This window comes from Stieleria marina (assembly GCA_007741555.1).
In the GTDB taxonomy this organism is placed as follows: domain Bacteria; phylum Planctomycetota; class Planctomycetia; order Pirellulales; family Pirellulaceae; genus K23-9.
Window position 1 is genome coordinate 3,320,425 of the sequence record CP036526.1, and the last position, 19,651, is coordinate 3,340,075.

12 protein-coding genes are annotated in these 19,651 nt (G+C 55.6%); 2 read left to right on the top strand and 10 right to left on the bottom strand.

The window, feature by feature from the left end; all coding sequences use genetic code 11:
- Complete coding sequence (locus tag K239x_RS11525) at nucleotides 1–1,137, top strand: WD40 repeat domain-containing protein (RefSeq protein ID WP_145418056.1); 1,137 nt, start codon at nucleotides 1–3, stop codon at nucleotides 1,135–1,137.
- A gap of 163 nt (nucleotides 1,138–1,300) precedes the next feature.
- Entirely contained in the window at nucleotides 1,301–6,388 is a 5,088-nt protein-coding gene (locus tag K239x_RS11530; protein ID WP_145418058.1) for an SdrD B-like domain-containing protein, read from the top strand.
- Nucleotides 6,389–6,461: 73 nt separating this feature from the next.
- On the opposite strand, the gene K239x_RS11535 is transcribed toward K239x_RS11530, so the two are convergent.
- The 10 genes from K239x_RS11535 to K239x_RS11580 form a co-directional block, all read right to left on the bottom strand.
- Nucleotides 6,462–7,481, bottom strand: a complete 1,020-nt coding sequence (locus K239x_RS11535) for a hypothetical protein (RefSeq protein WP_145418060.1) — start codon at nucleotides 7,479–7,481, stop codon at nucleotides 6,462–6,464.
- Between the two features lie 160 nt (nucleotides 7,482–7,641).
- Nucleotides 7,642–8,073, bottom strand: coding sequence for an HD domain-containing protein (locus tag K239x_RS11540; RefSeq protein WP_145418062.1), 432 nt, complete (start codon nucleotides 8,071–8,073; stop codon nucleotides 7,642–7,644).
- A gap of 74 nt (nucleotides 8,074–8,147) precedes the next feature.
- Nucleotides 8,148–10,385 carry a hypothetical protein gene (locus K239x_RS11545; RefSeq protein WP_145418064.1) on the bottom strand — a complete coding sequence of 746 codons (2,238 nt, stop codon included), beginning with the start codon at nucleotides 10,383–10,385 and terminating at the stop codon, nucleotides 8,148–8,150.
- A 162-nt stretch (nucleotides 10,386–10,547) separates the two neighbouring features.
- Entirely contained in the window at nucleotides 10,548–12,077 is a 1,530-nt protein-coding gene (locus tag K239x_RS11550) for a carboxypeptidase M32 (protein WP_145418066.1), read from the bottom strand.
- A 152-nt stretch (nucleotides 12,078–12,229) separates the two neighbouring features.
- Nucleotides 12,230–13,390 carry an aldose epimerase family protein gene (locus K239x_RS11555; protein ID WP_145418068.1) on the bottom strand — a complete coding sequence of 387 codons (1,161 nt, stop codon included), beginning with the start codon at nucleotides 13,388–13,390 and terminating at the stop codon, nucleotides 12,230–12,232.
- 221 nt (nucleotides 13,391–13,611) lie between these two features.
- Nucleotides 13,612–14,715 (bottom strand): ABC transporter permease, encoded by a 1,104-nt coding sequence (locus K239x_RS11560; protein ID WP_419189946.1) that lies wholly within the window; start codon nucleotides 14,713–14,715, stop codon nucleotides 13,612–13,614.
- The gene (locus K239x_RS11565) at nucleotides 14,693–16,261 is read right to left on the bottom strand and encodes a sugar ABC transporter ATP-binding protein (RefSeq protein ID WP_419189947.1); all 1,569 of its coding nucleotides are present in this window, start codon (nucleotides 16,259–16,261) and stop codon (nucleotides 14,693–14,695) included. Before K239x_RS11565 ends, K239x_RS11560 begins: the two co-directional genes overlap by 23 nt.
- A 6-nt stretch (nucleotides 16,262–16,267) precedes the next feature.
- A complete protein-coding gene (locus K239x_RS11570; RefSeq protein WP_419189948.1) occupies nucleotides 16,268–17,266 on the bottom strand; it encodes an ABC transporter substrate-binding protein in 999 nt (332 codons plus the stop codon).
- Nucleotides 17,267–17,460: 194 nt separating this feature from the next.
- Complete coding sequence (locus tag K239x_RS11575; protein ID WP_419189949.1) at nucleotides 17,461–18,336, bottom strand: aminotransferase class IV; 876 nt, start codon at nucleotides 18,334–18,336, stop codon at nucleotides 17,461–17,463.
- On the bottom strand, nucleotides 18,326–19,609 hold the full coding sequence (locus tag K239x_RS11580; protein ID WP_145418074.1) for an alpha/beta hydrolase: 1,284 nt from the start codon (nucleotides 19,607–19,609) through the stop codon (nucleotides 18,326–18,328). Before K239x_RS11580 ends, K239x_RS11575 begins: the two co-directional genes overlap by 11 nt.
- Nucleotides 19,610–19,651: the final 42 nt, after the last annotated feature.

The window sequence follows — 19,651 nt, forward strand, 5'->3', positions numbered from 1 at the left end:
ATGCCAAACCAAGCTGCCCATGATCGCTGGCCTAGCCTCGCTTATTCGCGCAGGTCGTGTTCGCGAAGAACGGCATTGTCCTGGGTTATGACCGGCGGCATTCTTGGCAGCTTGTCGCTCTTCGGCACCTCATCGGCTCAGGAATCGTCGCTCACGATTGCAGCCAAACGCAGACAGATGTCCGACGTGCTGCCGATCGCATCACGAACGGTTCGGCTGAAACCGGTCGAAGCCAACTTGCCGCGCGCCGTCGTCACGGCGATCACGGCAGACCCTCGTGGCGAAGTTTTGGCAGTGTCGGGTGATGACCATGCGATTCGCATTGTCGACATGGAAAGTCTAAACGTCTTGGAAACGCTCCAAGGGCATCGTGATTTGATTCGCACGATGGCGTTTTCCCCCGATGGCCGCAAGCTAGTGTCCGCTGGCAACGATGGCCAATTGATCGTCTGGTCGCGCGATCGAGATTACCGCATTCAACAGCGAATGCAGGGAACACCGGCCCTGGCGTGTGTGACGTTTTCGCCCGATGGACGACAGATGGCTGCGGTCGGTTTCGACAACACGGTGTTTATGATTGGCTCCAAAGCGGGCGAGCAACCGGTTTTCAAATGTGACTGCAAAGACCTGCGAACGGTTGCTTACCGCGGCGATGCGAAAGTCCTTGCGGTTGCTGGGCGCTCGGGCGATTTGCACTTGTTCGACCCGCAATCGGGAAGTGTTGCCTTTGAAGGCCCGACTCACAAAGGACGAATCCAGGACATTGAATTCTGGCCAGGTTCAGGCCAGTTAGCCAGCGTTGGGGATGACGGAACGGCCGTTGTGTTTGATTCCAAGAGCATGAAGCAGGTGAATCGAATTCAAGTAAGCACCTGCAAACTCTACGCGGTATCCATTTTGGATCGAGATCATATTGCGGTGGCTGGTTCTGACAATGCGATCCGCATCGTCGACATCAACGAAGGAGCCACGGTGCGAAAGTTAGAGGGGCACCAAGGGTCGATTTCGGCATTGGCATTTTACAATGGCAGGCTGTTTTCGGGTGGCTTTGACGCCACGCTCCGTCGGTGGTCGGTCGATCAGGTGACAGGCAAACCCGAGCGGATTGCCGAAGGAGAACACGGTATCGAACGCTGATTCGATTTAGCGGAAGACTGTTGTCCGCCCGTTGCTAACAAAGTTTGTTGCATTCCACCACGGCACACGGAGGTGCCGAAGCGTGATCCGAAAAGAAAACCGAACACGTCGACCGAATCGTTCCCGCAAACGCGTGGGCTCGCAAGCTGCTATGCGCCGACGGATGACGCCCGAAAAATTGGAAGCTCGCCAGCTGCTGGCAGCGGATCCGATTCATGTCGGCGTGGTCTATCTGGAAACCGATTATCTGGAAACCGACCAAGACGTCGGGGGCGATTCGCAGGGCGACCGGTTCATCGTTTCCTTTACGGGCGGTGCACCCGAAACCGAACTGACCGAGCTGCGGATTACGACGGACAAAGATGGCGACGGCATTTCGGTTGGTGATCCGATCTACGACACGGCTCCCGGCGGCCGCGGAAAAGACTTGTCGCACGGATTTCAGATTGTCCGAATCGCCGGCGGCGATGGACGTGCCGTCGATGCGACGGCCGAGGTCGAAGACGGAGGCCAAGAACTGGTGCTGCGTCTGTCAAACTTTCGAGCCGGAGACAGGTTGGAGTTTACCCTCGATGTTGACGAAGTGCTGCGAAACGCGATCGATCTGGCAGTCTTCAACAATCGGCTGGACGTCATCACGTCGGGACAGGAATTCCAGGATTCGATCTTGGATGCCAGCTTCGTCGCGCCACACTACGAAGCGACCACCGCCGATGCGATTTTCGAAAACGACTATGGTTCACCGAGTGTATCGCACGGATTGAATTTGCCGCCCGACGAAGGCGACGACATCGACAGCCGCGCCAATCGTTCTGCGGCAGCCATCGGCACTGTGCAGCAGGTGCCCAAGCCGATTTCGATCTCCGGTCACGTCTGGCTGGACAACGATTTGGATTTGGTTCGCGAGTTTGGCGAGCCGCTCTTAAGTAATATCGAAGTGTCGTTGTGGCAGTTGCAGGAATCGACGGGGAGTTTTGTCGATACCGGCCATCGGGCAACCACCAACGCACAAGGCAAGTACGAATTTTCCAAACTGCTAGCGCTGGCTCCGGGCCAGTATCAGGTTTCGCAAACGCAACCAGCTGGCCTGTTCAGCGTGGGTGCCGTGCCAGGCGAAGTCGATGGGACACCGGTTGGCCAAGCCGAAACGGTCGATCTCCTGACCAACATTATCATTCCGCTGGGTGATCAATCCGCAGTCAACTATGACTTTGCCGAAGCCCAGCCGGCTTCGATTCGCGGTTTTGTCTACCAAGACGACAATGACGATGGACGCCGCGACGCCGGTGAAACAGGCATCGGTGGCGTCACCGTGCAGTTGGTGCCTATTGATACGATCGCGCCTCAGTCGACTTTGACGGTAACGACATCCGCAGATGGTTCGTACTCTTTCACGGGCTTAGCACCGGGACAATACGAAGTCATCGAAGTCAATCAACCAGCTAACTTGACGGACGGTAAAGACACAGCAGGAACCGTCGGCGGCTCCATCGTGGGAGTCGCGGACAACCCCGGCGATCGGTTGCACGGAATCGATTTGCATGGCGGCGACGACGGAATCGAATACAATTTCGGCGAATTGGCTCTCGGATCGATTGCCGGTTTTGTCTACTTGGCCGCGCCGGGCGAAGATTGCACAGGCGATCACGATAGTGACGGCAGTACGCCGCTGTCTGGCGTCCGCGTCGAGTTGCAAACTTCCGATGGGATCACGATCAGCCAAGCAACCACCGCGGCAGACGGCGGCTACTTGTTCGATGACGTACCGCGTGGCAACTACCGCGTGGTCGAATTTACGCCCGATGGACTGCTGGACGGAAGTTCGCATGTGGGCCGAATCAATAACATTCGCGTGGGCGATTCGGTCGATGGCGGGCTGATCCAGAGCATCGGACTTGTGCCGGGTGGCATCGGAACGGAGTACAATTTCTGCGAAGCGGCACCTGCAACGATTAGCGGAAACGTCTATCAGGATGATTCCGACGATGGGGTGCGTGACGCCGGAGAAGTCGGCATTGCCGGAGTGACGGTGACGCTTGTCGATAACAACAATAATGTGGTCGCAACGGCCACGACCAACAGCCAAGGGCAATACGAATTTGCCGACATCGTACCGGGGCAGTATTCGATCATCGAAACGCACCCAGCCGGGTACTACGATGGAATGGATACGCCGGGGACGATCAGCGGACAAAGAGTAGGCCAGAGTGGCACCGATGGCGATTCGCTTCGCCAGATCGATATTCGCCAGGGGCAAACGGGCATCGAATACAACTTTGGCGAACTATTGGGCGCGACGCTCTCTGGCCAAGTCCACGTCGATCTGGATGACGACTGTGAACTGGATCCCGACGAAGAAGTTTTGTCGGACGTCGTGATTCGATTGATCGATGCGGCAGGTATCGAAGTCGCTCAGACGACCACTGACGCATCCGGACGATATACGTTTGAGAACATCGCACCGGGCGAGTACACCGTCATTGAAGAACAACCGCAAGGTTACTTTGATGGAGGAGCCGTTACAGGTTCCGTGGGCGGTGTCGTTGAAAACGCCAATCGCATCGGCCAAGTGACGCTGACTTCGGGTGAAGTCGCGGTGGACTACAATTTCTGCGAAAATCCACCCGCCGAAATCATTGGGAGCGTGTTTGCCGATACCGATGGCGACTGTCTTTTTGAAGCTCATGAGGTTGGTATTTCCGGCGTCACGGTCGAACTTTTTGACGACGCGGGAACACTGGTCGCGTCGACGACCACGGATGCAACCGGCGGCTATCGGTTTACCAGTTTGAGAGCGGGCAGCTACACCGTTCGCGAAACTCAGCCCGCCGGCTGGTTGCAAGGCGGTCAAGTCGCTGGCAGCAAAGGTGGCGATACCTCGGTTCAAGACGTGATCTCGAAGATCCCGATTGGTTGGGGCGAACGCCTAACGCAATACAACTTCTGCGAAGTCGAACCGGCCAGCATTGGTGGCTACGTTTACGTTGATTCCGACGGCGACTGCGTCCGTGACGCTGATGAACCACCTTTGGCGGGCGTCACGATCGAACTACGCGACGCATCGGGCAACTTGGTTGCAACGCAAGTGACCGACGCGGATGGTCAGTACCAGTTTGACAATCTTGCGCCAGGGGATTATTCAGTCTTCGAGCAACAGCCGAACGGATACTTCCAAGGTGGGCAAATGCTGGGCAGCGGCGGCGGAGAAGTCTTGGGGGATGATCATCTTGGGTTTGAATTGACCGCAGGCAGCGATCTGGTCAATTACGATTTCTGTGAATTGCCGCCCGCAAGCATTTCGGGTTCGGTGTGGCAGGAGACCGATCTGAATCAAGAGTTTAGCCCTGGCGAGATCCCGATCCCCGGTGTGCTGATCGAACTGATAGGCAATTCCGGTGAAGTCATTCAAACCACTCGTACCGATGCGTCTGGCGATTACAATTTTGTTGCAATTGCCCCGGGGGGCTATTCGATTCGCGAAACGCAACCGAGCGGACTTTTCCACGGCGGCGAAATTGTCGGTTCCGTCGGCGGAGAAGTGGGCGATGATGACTTGCTAGTTGGCATCGTTTTGGAAGGCGGCGTTCAAGCTACTGACTATGACTTTCCCGAAGTTCCGCCGGCGTCGATCTCTGGCTACGTCTTTCAGGATGGTAGACCGCTGCAACTAAATGAGGCACCCAGTCCCGAAACGCTACGGGAGTTTCGCGATGGTGAACGCACACCGGACGATGTTCCCATCGAAGGTGTTCAGTTGGAACTGCGGACCATTATCGGGCTGCCGTTTGATGCGTCCAATGCGTTGCCGGGCGAGTATCCAGATGGCCCGATACGAGTGACGACCGACGCGGATGGATTCTATGAATTCACTGGACTGCGACCGGGTGCGTATCACGTCTACGAAGTTCAGCCGGAAGAGTACATTGATAGTCTGGACACGCCAGGCACGCGGGGTGGATTGGCAGTGAACCCGGCTGATTCGCTGGGCGATAGCGACAAAATTGTGATTCAAACCTTGGCACTGAACGAGGCGACGAATCCGCGTGATGATGCGATTCTTAGCATCAATGTTCTCGCAGGTGGTAGCAGCCAGCTGAATAATTTCAGCGAGATCATTGTCGTACCAGTTGATCCGCCGACCGATTTCTTGCCCCAGGACAAAGAGACGCCCGATCGCCCGCTGGCTCCCATCGAAACGTTCGATCCGCGGATTCGCGTGGTTGCGTTTGCCAATCCAGAAAAGGCCAGTAGTCCGCTGACGGCTTACGACGAATGGGCAGTCAGTTGGCACCTCAGTGTGATCAACGGCGGGTTCCCGCGAGGAACCGAAGGTGTGGACGGACTGATCAACGGCGTCAGTGCTAATCGGATGCAACAGAACTGGGACGAAGGCGAACATGTCACGGGGCGATGGACGTTGATGACGGTCGATGGCGAGCGCATCGATGCCAGCGAATTGATGACGTTGGGCGAAGAGGACTCGACCGCTTTGACAGGTGACTTCGATGGTGACGGCACCGATGAAGCCGCGGTCTATGCCGGTGGACAATGGTTCGTCGATCTCAATGGAAACGGCGTTTGGGACGCCGGTGACCTTTGGATTCAGCTGGGCACGCGATTGGACCGCCCGGTCGTAGGCGACTGGGACGGCGACGGTAAAGACGACATCGCGATCTTTGGACGGCAATGGCAACGCGACGCGCAGCGGATCAAGCGAGACCCGGGGCTACCGGATCCCGACAACACTCGTCGCCGCGATATCGACAATCGAACGCTCGCCAATCGAGGCGAAGACCGGGGGGAAGATCGAGAGCGTCTATTGCGTCGCGGAACCGAAGGTAACCTGCGGGCGGACGCGGTTGACCACGTATTTCAGTACGGAGAACAAGTCGACACGCCAATGGCGGGTGACTGGAACGGCGACGGCATTGACCAGATCGCCGTCTTCCGCGGGGGTGTCTGGCTACTTGATACGGACGGCGATGGTCGATGGACCGACAAAGACGATAAATCGACCTATGGTAAATCCGGTGATGAACCGATCGTCGGTGATTTTAATGGCGACGGCATCGATGAAATCGGTGTGATCCGCGGCGACACCTGGATCGTTGATACCGATGGCGATCGGAAAATCACTGGCAACGATTTGCAATTCCAAGTTCCACGCCAAGACGCGGACAGCCAGCCGATCGTGGGCGACTGGGACGGTGACGGCAAAGACGATCCGGGCTACTACGACGAAGCGGCGTAGTGGTTCGAGCGTCTGGTGCGAACATGTGGCCCAAATGCTCAGCTTGAGCAGTCAGTAAAGCGACGTCCGAGCGCTACGCGGATGGTTCGTCGTCACTGCCAAACCAGCCTCGGACTCCTTGCCATGCTTTGCCGATCAAACGACCTGTGATCAATTCCTCAGTCCAGGTCTCGCGATTCTCGTCAAAGTTGTGCCAGACTGCTTCTAAGTATGGAGTCGATGCGGTCGAAAGCGTCGCATAAAGGCCGTCGTCCGAGATCTTGTCCAACGCATCGCGGTAGTGCGCGATAATGTGTTCGTCGAACAAACCGCTAGCAACCGTGACAGTCGACAGGGCACCGCGTGTGGTCAGCGTAACGCGGTTCATGGCGTACATGGTCATGGTCGTGCTGACATCCCACAGTCCCACGTTGGCGTCCGATGCAGCGGATTCCATCTCGGTCCACAGTCGTTCGACTTCGCTCTGCGGCAACAGGTTGCGTGGGTCGACTTGACTGGCTTCCAGAGACAATTGGCTGATCGTTTTGCGCAGCCCTTCGATACTCACCGGCGGCGTGTCCATGGCATCGGCAGCGCGCTGGCTGGTCTTTTGCAATGCGTCGACGAGGTCCGAAACCCGGTCGATGCTTGAATCGGAATCAATAATGCCTTCGCGTTTCAGTTCGTCGCTTAGCTTTTTTAGATAGTGGCTTGAACCGTACGCCACGTCGCTGAAAACCGCCAGCACTGTCATCGGAGACAAGTGCAATGTCGCCGCACCAGCGACATCCAATAGCCCGCCGACTGCTTTCTGAGCAAGTTGCGATTCCTGTTCCGTAGGAGCCTGGGCGTCGGCCGTCGATTTTACACCGCCAACGTCGTGCACCATCATGTCCAGCGCCTGCTGAACAAAAACACTGTAGCTTCGTGAAGATCGAAACGCAGTGGGAATCAAACGCGCGGCGGTTTCGTTGACCAGCCCGCCAATGACGGCAGAAACGCTGCGAGCCGTTCGCTCTGGCAGTGTCAATCCATAAGCCAACGTGTCGATCAATGACGAACCGTCGCCGTCACTGGATTCCGAATCAAGGTCGCGTTTGGTCAAGTCAGACATCACAGCACCACATAGTTAGCGTCGCAAATAGGCTAGGCAAGCAAGATACAGGCATCGCCAAAAACATCTTGGGGCGCCGGGCTGGAAGGGAATCGAAACATTCCATCGCACACGCAGGCCCGGCGACGCGTGCGTTGTAAGATTGTCTCACACTTTCGTATCACGAAAACGATGCTTCGGTCAAAAGCTTGTGGGCTGCGTGGTACTTTTGCATTCGTTCCAGATCTTTGGGCCGCAAGTCTGGTATCTCGAACAAGTTGCTGTTGTCCCGAAGGTCAGCCATTTTGACGGCCCGAGCGATTGGGTTCTTAGCGATCGCTGAGATGTAATCGGTATACGATTGCTCTAAATCGTGCGTGACTAAATGCAGTGCATCAAGCACATCGTCCGCGAATCCTTCTGAACGTAGCTGATCAAATGTAAAAGGCGTGTCTTCCACGACGTCGTGGAGAACGGCCACGATTTTTTCGGCATCCGAGCCGACCGCCATCATCAGACGCAGCGGGTGCAAGACGTAGGGAGAACCATCTTTGCGGGTTTGGCCTTTGTGGGCTGTGACCGCAATTTCTATCGCTCGTTCCAGATCAGACATACTTCGTCATGTTAGGGGCTAACAAAATACTTGGTGTAAGAATGAGGCTGGAAAAAGATGGTTCGATGGCGCGCCTATTTGATCGAAAAAATGGCGTTCAACGCGACGGTGTCTTGTGAAACGATTTTTCCGATGCCAATCACTTTCATGCCCGTTGCAGGAATTCGGTTGGCGTCCGCGATCGTAATGGAAACGGCTGAGCCATCGGATAAAGTTACCTGAGGGGCAGTCTTGGTGCCGCTCATGGTTCCGATCAACAGGATTCCGTCGGTGGGGCGTTTGGATAATCCCAGCCAGACGACGGGAGGGTCGCCAGCGAATTCATCCAGAAGCGTTGAATCGCCGATCTCGGCCAGCAGGTTTCGCAGCGAAACACTATTCGAATTGGCTTCGATCGCGCCGACGGGACAAATTCGGGCGTAGGCGGTGCCCAAGTCACGTCGCTGATCGGTGCCCGCAGCCCGCTTTTTAAGTAAGGTCAGCATCGCCTGGGAAGCCTTCTTTGTCGCATCGATTAGCTCCGGCGAATCCGTTTCCGCCGGGCCATCCAGGGTCACGCCCTCGCCGAACGGCGAATCGTCGGATCCCCCCAGTGCAGGCAGTCCACTGGGCATGGACGGCAGATCGGAACGGTTGGTTTTCGATGACGCAGTAGAGTCGCCGTCGCCGAAAGGATCGTCGATCGCAGCTTTGTTACTGGATGCTTTGGGGCTGTCTGTCATGCCAAACACGCTGTCCAGATCGTCGCGGCTGGCTGCTTGCTTGCTGAAGTCAGTAAAGTCCGGATCTTTTGGCTTGGGTGTTGCGATCTCTGTTGGTTCTGGCACGGCCGGATCTGGGGTCACGGCCTCTGGCATCTTGTTTGCCTGGGGAGCTGCAACATCTTCCGTGGTCGGGGAGGGGCGCCCAAACGGATCCGAGAAACCGGCAGACGAATCGGGTGTGGTCGAATCCGTGGTGGCAGCATTGGTTGCGGCCGGCAAATCGTCTGTTACGTCGGATGCGGTTGAGGGATTGTTCGCAGGCATCGAAAACGACGACGCATCGCTTGTCGAATTTTCACCAGTGGAGTCATCCGCAGGGACTTGCTCGTTACCAGCGGTTGCCGCGGAGCTGTCGTTGCCATCAGTCGCTGCATTGTCGGCAACAAACTGTCCCAGCGGACTGTCCGCGGGAACCAAGTCGGTTGATTCGCCAAAGGAATCGCTACGCTGCGTCGTCGCCGCTGGGCCACTGGTACCAACGGGAGCGGCGGCCATCGTACCGGAGTTTGTATTTGAATTTCCCAGAAACGGCCAAAAGCCTAGGTCCGGGGCTTTGCCAATTGCAAGCAGGACGCCGCCCGCGAGCGGTAGAGCCAGAAGCGGTCCCAAAGCGATACTGGCGAGCGTTTTAAGCGGTGACGCTTTTTTGCGTTTTATAGGCGGACGCGAACGAACTTTCATCGGCATTGCCGGAGCCGCTGCGCCCGCGCCATCGCTTGTTACGATCTCGCTTGGGTTGAACTCATGTTCCTCCAAGTCGACATCTTCGACTACCAAGCCGCTCTCTTGGGAAGCAGGTTCGTCAGAGAATTGTTCTTCAGGGGCATGCGATTCAAATTCGATCGTCTCGTCGTCTGCCAGGAACTGTTGGACTTCTTCTTCGACATCGACTTCCTCGCCCGAGGACGCGGCAGCATACGCCCCGTCTTCTTCGGTCATCGTATCCATCAGCGTGGTCGATTCGGTAGACGTTTCTTCGGCAGAGTCTTCGTCCACCGCGGCGACTTCATCCAAGTACTGCTCGACGTCGTCGTCATCAAGCGTCTCATTAAGAGAGTGTGCGTCGAGTGTTTTTTCGTTAACGGAATCATTGTCCGTGCCATCCTCTTCCGTGACGTCGTCGTCGTTCTCGAGATACTCTTCGATCTCATTGAGCTCTTCGACATCGTCCTCCGCGTCGACTTGCGACAGTCCCAATGCGGCGGCCCCGGCAGCAAGTGTGCCAGCGGCGAGTGCGCCACCGGCCGCGGCGACGGATCCGGCCGCGTCGGTAAATAGACCGCCTTGGTCGACGTCTTGGATCTCTCCAATCTCGTCATCCGATGCGATGGACGCTTCGCCGTGCAGTGCCGCGACTGCGTGTTCCTGAATTTGCATGGGTTCGCCATCGGCGCCGATAAACTGCACCATCGGTGGCAGCCGGTCCAGCAATTCTGCTGCAGCAAAGGTTTCGCGGCACAGTGGGCACTGTGCGTAGGCGTCGTCTGGCAACTGGGCGGACGGGACGCGAATCGCTTCGGCGCACCGCGGACAATGAGCAACAATCATGGATCTACACCTAACGGACGGAACGGCATCACACCGTTTTCGACTTAAACAGGGCACTTGATTGTAACCACTGAAATGAAAAATATTAGGCCAAAGCGACCCGTCAAACGCCTTCGGATACCGTCAAATACCTCGTTTTGCCGTTACAGCCCAACCAGTCGATCATCCCGTCAGGCCGTACAGTGGCCGAAGCTTGGATCGCAAGTACTCGATCAGTGATGTCGCTGACAACGACGCCCCGGTCGTTTGCTTGACCAAATCTGTCTGGCTCAGGCATTGACCGTGGGTGTGGACGTTTTCGCGGAGCCATTGCAGCAGGGGCTGGAAATTCCCTTGGGCGAACATCGCGTCCAAATCGCCAAGTTGTTCAGCGGCGGCATCATGCAACTGGGCGCTGATGACATTTCCCAAAGTGTACGTGGGGAAATAACCAAACAGTCCCGCGCTCCAATGAACATCCTGCAGCACTCCGTCGGCGTCCGATGGTGGAGTGATCCCGAGATCACTTCGATATCGTTCGTTCCAGGCCTCGGGAAGGTCGGCCACCGAAAGCGTTCCATTGATCAGAGCTTGCTCCAGATCAAAGCGAATCAGGATGTGAAGGTTGTACGTCGCTTCGTCCGCTTCGACCCGAATCAAGCTGGGACGAATCGTGTTGATCGCAAAGAAGAAATCCTCCGGATCAACACCCGACAGCGAGCTGGAAAAGTAATTCTGAGCATGAGGGTAGAGCCACCGCCAAAACGACCTACTGCGACCAATCTGATTTTCCCACAGCCGTGATTGCGATTCGTGGATTCCCAATGACCCGTAGCTGCCTGGCGGCAAGCCGAACCAGTCGTCGGTGCGCAAACCTTGTTCGTACATGCCATGGCCGGCTTCGTGCATCGTGCCGAACAATCCACCAGGCAACCAATTGGACTCGTAACGCGAAAGAATTCGGCAGTCATGAGGTCCCAGCGTCGTGCAGAAAGGATGCGATGTTTCATCCAGTCGGCCACGTTGAAAATCAAAACCAATTTGCTCCGCGACCCAGCGACTAAACCGCTTCTGTGCATCGACCGGAAAATCACGTTCCAGGATCTCTATTTTCGGTTGCCGCGGAGCATCGCGGATCTCCGCAATCAACTGCACAAGCGGTGTTCGTAATTCATCAAACACTTGCTGCAGTTCAGCTGTTTTGGCATCGGGTTCGTACGTGTCCAGCAAAGCACCGTAAGCATCTCGATCGGTTCCTTCTGCCATCCGATCGCCTGATTCACGTTGCAGTGAAACCATTTCTTTCAGCACGGGAGCAAAAATTGCAAAATCGTCAGCGCGCCGCGATTCGTCCCACACCTGTTGGCCGCGCACCCGCGCGGTCGAAATTCGTTTGACCAAATCGGTCGGCAGTTTTCGATTGCGTCGCCAGTCACGAGTCAGTCCACGAACAGTCGCTGCGATGTCGTTTGGCTGGGACGTATCGATCTGCTGCGAAAGAGATTCCAGATTCTCTCCATACGTCTCGTCGGTCCTCAGTTCGTGAACCATGGCATTGAGCGTCGAAATCTGCTGGGCACGGTACTCGCTTGCCTTGGGTGGCATGCCGGTTCGTTCGTCCCACTCCAATGTCTCGGCCGCCGATTGCAAAAGTGCGGCCCGTCGTGCCTGCTTGCAGACGGAGTCAAAAAAATTCGATTGATCAGTGTTCATGAAAACAAGCATCAAGGAGAGGGATAGCAAAAGTGTGTTTTGCAGGCCAGCGAATTTAGAGGCCTGTCGAACTAGCAGGCCGCAGATTCACAAAGCCACGGAAAACATGGCTGGTCGAGCGTGTCGTGCCTAAGTCTGAGCCAACTATCCGGCTACTTTGCTTCGCTTGCCGGTTTTGCTTCACCGACCGGAACAGCGGTCGGAAACATCAAGTGCGTGGTGGACTGGTAAGTTTCGCCCGGCTTCAAAATTGTGGACGGAAACTGCTCGTGATTCACGCTGTCGGGGAAATGCTGTGTCTCCAAGCAAACGGCACTGCGATGTGGATACGCTTTGCCGCCTTTTCCCTTTTGTCCCTTCAGAAAATTACCGCTGTAAAACTGAATCCCAATCTCGCTGGTCGAAATGCGCACCGCGCGACCTGATTTGGGATCCTTTAGCACGGCCGCGAATCGTGGCTTGCCTGTTTCCTTTGGCTCGTTGAGCACAAAGTTGTGATCGTATCCAATCGCTGCCGTGTCGGTTAGTGAATCGATCCGGGCACCGATCTTTTTGTGCTTGCGGAAATCCAGTTCCGTACCCTCGACCGGTTTGATCTCGCCAGTCGGAATCAAGGTGTCATCCACGGGAGTGAAGCGATCTGCATTGATCATCAAGACATGATCCAAAACGGTTTCGCTGCCTTCGCCACTCAAATTAAAGTACGCGTGATTCGTCAAGTTCACAGGTGTCGCTTTGTCCGTGGTCGCTGAATAGGAAATCGAAAGTCGATGGCCTTTCGCAGCGACGAAGTAACGCACGGTCGCTTTCAGATTGCCAGGGTAACCTTCTTCGCCATCGGGACTGGTGTACGAAAACGTCACGCCACTGCCCTTGTCGTTGGAGAAAGGTTTGGCATCCCAAACCACTTTGTCTAGGCTTCGCTCAACACCCCCGTGCAGATGGTTGGGTTCATTGTTAATGGCCAGCGAATATTCTTTGCCGTCGAGCGTGAATTTACCTTTTGCGATGCGATTGCAAACTCGCCCGGCGGTGCAGCCAAAGTACTGGTTGTCGTCACTTTCGTAGCCGGATACATCATCGAACCCAAGCAGCACGTCCGCCATGTCGCCCTCTTTGTCTGGCACGTCCAGTCCGACCAGTGTGGCACCACGCGTCATGACCTTGGCGACGATGCCCGATTCGGCCTGAATCGTGTACAGTTCGACGGAGGTGCCGTCTTTGGTCTTTCCAAAACTTTCAGCCGTTGGAGTTTTCGCATTTGCGACTGCCGAAACCAGCAAGCAAGTGAACAGAGCAAGAGTGGTTTTCATGATGAATCGCTATGGGGCGCAGAGGAAAGGGTTCAGAGTGGTTCGACGAATGGGGCGAATGGGGCCGCCATTGTAGGATGCGTGGTGGTACGTCGCCAGCGCCGCAGGTTGCTTCACCGCCCAGGTTTTGTCACCGCTCTGGTTCTTCACCGCTCTGGTTCTTCACCGCTCTGGTTCTTCACCGCTCTGGGCAACAAGTCCGCGTCAGGGGCAATGTGACGTCAACGACCCTCACGCGCTGGCAGCAAACGAAAGAACCACTCGGGTGAACCATGTCGCAACTGATCGACAATGACCGCGGCGATGATGATGCAGCCGATGATGATGTGCGTGTAAGTATTCGGTATCGAAAGCAGCGTGCACCCGTTGCGGATGACGGTGATGATTAACGCTCCGACAATCGTTCCCAGAATCGAACCGCGTCCGCCGGTCAGGCTACCGCCGCCAAGCACAACAGCAGCGATGATTTCGAGTTCTTTTCCGGTTCCATCCGTCGGATTGCCGTTTTTGACATCGGCAAAATACAGAAGTCCCCCAATCGCGACAAAGAACCCGGCCAGCGTGTAAACCGCGACGGTCATCACGGGCACATTGATCCCGCAAAGCCTAGCCGTCGACTCGCTCGATCCAATGGCAAAAACGTTGCGACCAAACACCGTGTATCGCAACAGCAGACCAACCGCGATCGCCAATACGACCGCGATGATCACACTGGTAGGAATCAATACACCCGGGATCAAATACTTGTCAGGTTGAGAGCCGGTGAAACAGAGGCTCAGCCACTGGGGAATATTCTCCTTGGGCGCGTAGACAGTCGACTCGCCCGCGATGATTTGCCCGATCCCCAGAAAAATCGTCATCGTGCCAAGCGTGACGATGAAGGGGACCACTCGCGTCGCGCTTATCAACAGGCCGTTCAAAAATCCACACGCGCATCCAGTCAACACTGTCAGCAGCAACGCCCACAGCATTGTGCCGACAAAGGCGGGATCGCTCGCTGGAACAGGTGAGTTTTGCAATTGTAGGGCGAAGACCGTGCCGCACAGAGTCAACGTTGTGCCTGCAGACAAATCGATGCCAGCCGCAATGATGATAATGGTCATGCCCAAGGCAGGAACTGCGATCAGCGCGGCGGAGCTCATGATGACGCGCAGGTTGCGTGTTGAAGTAAACACTCCGCTGGCCAAGATCGACTCTGCAATCGAAAAGAACACGACGATCACCACCAAGGCAAAAACCGGGCCTAGTTGAGATGTAAAAAGTCGTTTGATCCAGTTGGGATTTGCGTCCGCCATCGGGCAGCTACTCTTCGTTAGTTGTGTCATCAATAGCGATTGCGGTCGCCATCACGGTTTCTTCCGTCCAGTCGGCGACATCACGCACTTCACGCAACTCGCCCCGATTCATCACGCCAATGCGGTCACAGACCGACAATAGTTCCGGCAAATAGGAACTCACAAAGACGATCGTTTTGCCTTCGGCTGCCAATGTTCCCATTATCCGATAGATCTCTGCCTTGGTGCCGACGTCAATCCCTTTGGTGGGTTCATCCATCAACAGAATCTCTGCTTGCTGATGCAAGATCCGGGCGATCGCGACCTTCTGTTGGTTGCCGCCCGATAATTCTGATACCAGCTGCGAACTCGAATGAGCTTTGACTTCCATCTTCGTCATCAGATCCGACGCAACTCGCTGGCGCTTAACCAAATTGATCAAACCCAGTTCGGTGTAATTTTCCAGCGAACCCATCGTGATGTTTTCGGTGAGAGACAAATCTTGAGCTAGTCCTTCTGTCTTTCGATTCTCCGACAGCAAACCGAAGCCGGCATTCATTCGAGCCCGGACTTTGTGGGGCACGATGGTTCCGTCGACCGTTACGATGCCGGCATCAAGGTGGTCCAGTGCAAACAAGCTGCGGACTAGTTCCGTCCGTCCGGCACCGACCAAACCGGCAATGCCAAAGATCTCGCCGCGTCTGAGAGACAACGAAACATTCTGCGGGTACGGCGTTCCCATTATTCCTTCGGCTTGCACCCAAGCCAAACCGGGGGTGTGCGGGACGTGAGGGTAGAGGTCGTTTACGTCCCGGCCGACCATGAGCGAAACGATCTGGTCGTCACTGATTTCGTCAATGCGTCCGCAACCGACGTTGTGTCCGTCTCGCAGCACGCTGTACGTATCAGCGACTTCGCGTACTTCTTCCAGAAAGTGGCTGATGTAGATGATGCCGATGCCACTGGCCTGAAGACCACGGACGATTTCAAACAGTCGCGCGACATCCTTTTGTGGCAGAGAACTGGTGGGTTCGTCAAACAGAATGATCTTTGCGTTGGCCGCCAGTGCACGCGCGATCTCAATCAACTGCTGCGTGGCGACAGACTGATCACCGACGACGGACTGTGGATCCAAGTGCTCCAGCCCAACCGAATCCAGTGCCTGCCGGACGACATCGCGCTGACGTGACCGCATCAACAACCCGCCGCCTGTTCCCTTTTGACCAAGCAGAATGTTGTCTTCGACGCTTAGGTCGGGAGCAAGATTCAGTTCTTGGTAGATCATCGCGACACCGCGCTGCCGCGCATCGCTGGGACCTTTGGGGCGATAACTTTGCCCGCCGATAAACATTTCGCCAGCGTCGGCAAAGTGCGCGCCACTAAGTGTTTTCAGCAACGTGCTTTTGCCCGCACCATTTTCACCAATTAACGCCAGCACCTCGCCTACTTGAACCGACAATGACACGTCCACCAAAGCACGCGTCGGACCGAAACGTTTGCTGATACCGCGGACTTGAAAAAGCGCAAGCGAATCTTCATCGCCTGATGCGGTTTCAATGTTTGACGCTGGAGAGCGATTCGTACTTGCAGGTTCCACGGACGCCTACTCAGCGATCTCAGGATTCAGGAGCTCTTGGAACCGGTCTTCGGTCATGTTCTCCGGTGTCGCGACATACTCACCCGTGGACTTGAATTTGTCAGCCGACTCCCCGCCAATCGCCGCGACTAATGTTTTGACACTTTGGTATCCCATCTGCACGGGATCCTGCAGAACAATACCGCTGCAGGACCCGTCCGTCAGAGCTTCGACCAAGGCATCGCTGGGGTCAAACGCAATGAACTTGACCTTCTTGTTCAAGCCTGCGTTGCGAAGTGATTCCAAGGTCCCGTTCGCGTTGGGTTCGCAAACAGCAAAGATGCCTGCCAAGTCGTCGCCATGAATCTGCAACAGCTGATCGACTTTCTCTTTTGACGACGTTGTGTTGTCACCGCCGCGTTGATCAGAAGACACGACTTTGATGTCGGGATATTGTTTCAGCTGGTCCAAAAATCCTTCTTCACGTTGCTCGGTGCTTTCACTGCCTGCCATGTAGCGAAGAAGAATGACGTTGCCCTTTTCGCCGATCGCTTTCGCCATTTCATCCGCCGCCATTTGGCCACCTTTGAAATTGTCGGTTGCGACATAACTCACAATCTCAGGACCCTCATCCAATCCACTGTCAAAAATGACGACCGGAATGCCCTCGGCGATCGCTTCATCAACAGCTTCGACCAGCCCGCCTTTCTGATTAGGGGCTAACACGATCCCGTCGACTTGCATCGTGATCATGTTCTTGACCACTTCGATCTGGCTGCCGGTGTCGCTTTCAACCACCGGCCCACGCCAAATGACTTCGACGTTGCCCAATTCATCCGCTGCCTTGAGCGCGCCAAAATGAACGGATTTCCAAAACTCGTGGCTGGTGCCTTTGGGGACGACTGCGATCCGTAATCGCGGTGTTCCATTGGGGGCAGACGAACTCGTTGTTTTGTCATTGCAACCAACCGCTATGGCGACAGAAAAAGCCAAGCACAGGGAGACGCAGCGAGAAATTTGGTTCACGAATGAGGTGCCTCTAATCATTAGAAGATGATGGAATAGAGGCACATTGTAGGCTGCGGCGCAGCCACGCACCACTAATACGAACGTTCCATCATCCGCATCGGCATGAAAACACCTTTCGTACCTAGTGTTCGTGAGGGGGCCGTTTGCAAAACCGCACTCGTCGTAAACGTAACGTAGACGTCTGACGCGCGCTACTTTGTCACGAACTGGTCAAGTTGTTGACGTAGGCGAACGAATATTGGGCCGGGATCAGAAGGAACGCTGCCGGTTCGCTGGACATCCCAGCCCCACCAGATTCCACCATCCGTGCCCATTAACAAAAGTTCGTCGCATTGACGAACTTGATCAGGTGAGATCGTTTCGTATTGCCAATCGATTGCAAGTTCTTTTGCGATGGATTCGATCACCGTCTGCGTGACGCCGTTGAGTACGCGGTCTTTGGCGGGCGAATAGATCTTGCTGGAGCGGACGATCGCGACATTGGCGATGCTGGTTTCTGTCACGCTCCCATCTTGATCGACTAACAACGCGACGGCGTTTTCGTTCTGTTCACGTGCCGCTTGGTCGGCCAAGTAATAGTGGACTCGGCTCCGCACTTTGATCTGACGCGACCAACTAGTGGGGGGCGGCTGGACTGTGTCACTGATCCACACGGGTTGGCCGCCGAGTTGACGCGAGCGCAGCTTACGGTGGTCAATCTGATTGGGATGAATCAAAAGCGTGGCGGTCGAATTGCCGCGGGAGATCGAACCGGGAGTCGCAAGCACTGTGATTCCGATGTCGCCATCTTGATCCAGCAAAGCCTGGTTACGAATCAACAGTTGCGAAAGCAACTCCGCCACCTCTTTGACACCAAGTTCAACCTTGATGCTCAGCGTTTCGATGGTGGCAAAGAAACGTTGGAGATGCGTTGGTGACTGGAAAAGTCTGCCGTGGTACGTCCGCAGTCGCTCGACCGCGATCACGCCTTGCCGCAGCCCTGCGTCATCGATCGGTAACGACAACTTGGACGATTCGATCCACTGGCCGTTGATCCAGCCCAGGGACTGAATGGGTTTAGGGGACAAGGGAGGTTTCGCAGATGGCGTCATGCGAGGGAGTCTTTAGCTGAAGTTGGCAGGGGGGGCGACTGTTGTTGATCAAGTTGGCCATCTGACGACCGGCGCTACAGGCACGATCATAGTAGAACCGTTCCGCATGGCGTGCACGCACTGAAGCGGTGCAATTGAGTGCTTTGACCGGCAATCGCGTCCCGTCCACCCGCAGTCCGAAGCGTCGCGGGCCGCTGAAACCAAGTGCCTCGCTGGATCGTTCACGCGACAATCGCCAGTGATTGCGAAGTGCGACGTCGCGGTGATTGTAGAGCAACGTCAGTGTTCGCAGATTCTTAGTGGTGTAGCCGTGATAGCGATTAGGTTGCATCCAGTCCGCGTCAAAAGCAGCAGCGACTAGTCCAGCTGAAATATCTGCGCCATGGAAATACGGCTCATTTAAACTGCGATTGCCCAGCGATCCACCGCCCAGAGCATGCAGCGAACCTGAAACGACTCGAGCACCGAAGCTGTAGCCGACCATCGCGATGGACGACGATTGCTGAACGTGATTTCGTACCAGCCACGCCAAGTACAGTCCCTGAGCGTCGGTGCGGAATGCTTTTTCGCGAGCGTCTTTCAGAAGATAGCCCGCCTGTGCACTCGGCCAGCTAAAAATCACCCAATCGGTTGGGCGGTCATCTAACTGGCTATGGACTCGTTGGAAAAAGTTCAGTCCGTAACGTGTTGCATTGGGAGCCGATGTGCGATTGCCGTGGACATAAAACACGACGCGGCGATTCGGCTGAATCGATTGCAAGTATTCGTTGATCGATGAAGGTTGCGTCATGCCATTGCAGGCCAGTCGCGATACCGACAACGCCGGTTTCTCAAGATCAGCTTGGCATGTATTCCATGTTAGTCGTCGGGAACTGACGACCCAGAATCGATGCTTGGAACAGGCCTGATCGGACATCGTATTGCAGGTTGGCATCACCGCGTGCGGCAGCTGGCACAGGTTGCACGTTGGATGAGCCGCATGATTTTCTTCGACGGAGGTGCAAACAATCGGAAATGAGGTCTCGCAACTCGTGCCCACTGAGTTGTCTGCTGCGATGGTGTAGGTCAGCGGCTGTTTGCGACCAGTACCGACCACCGTCGCCATTGGCGAAGCAAGTTGGGATTCGTCAACCAGCTGATGACTGCCAGTTGCCTCTGTCGGTTCAACTTCGTTGTAGATCGACGGTCCCGTGACGTTTGAGAGCATACAAACGATTGCACCGATCGTTCTGGTCAAGGTCGTCAACATAGTTGATCTGTAAAGATATGCGGGAAGGGGTGTTTCTTTGGG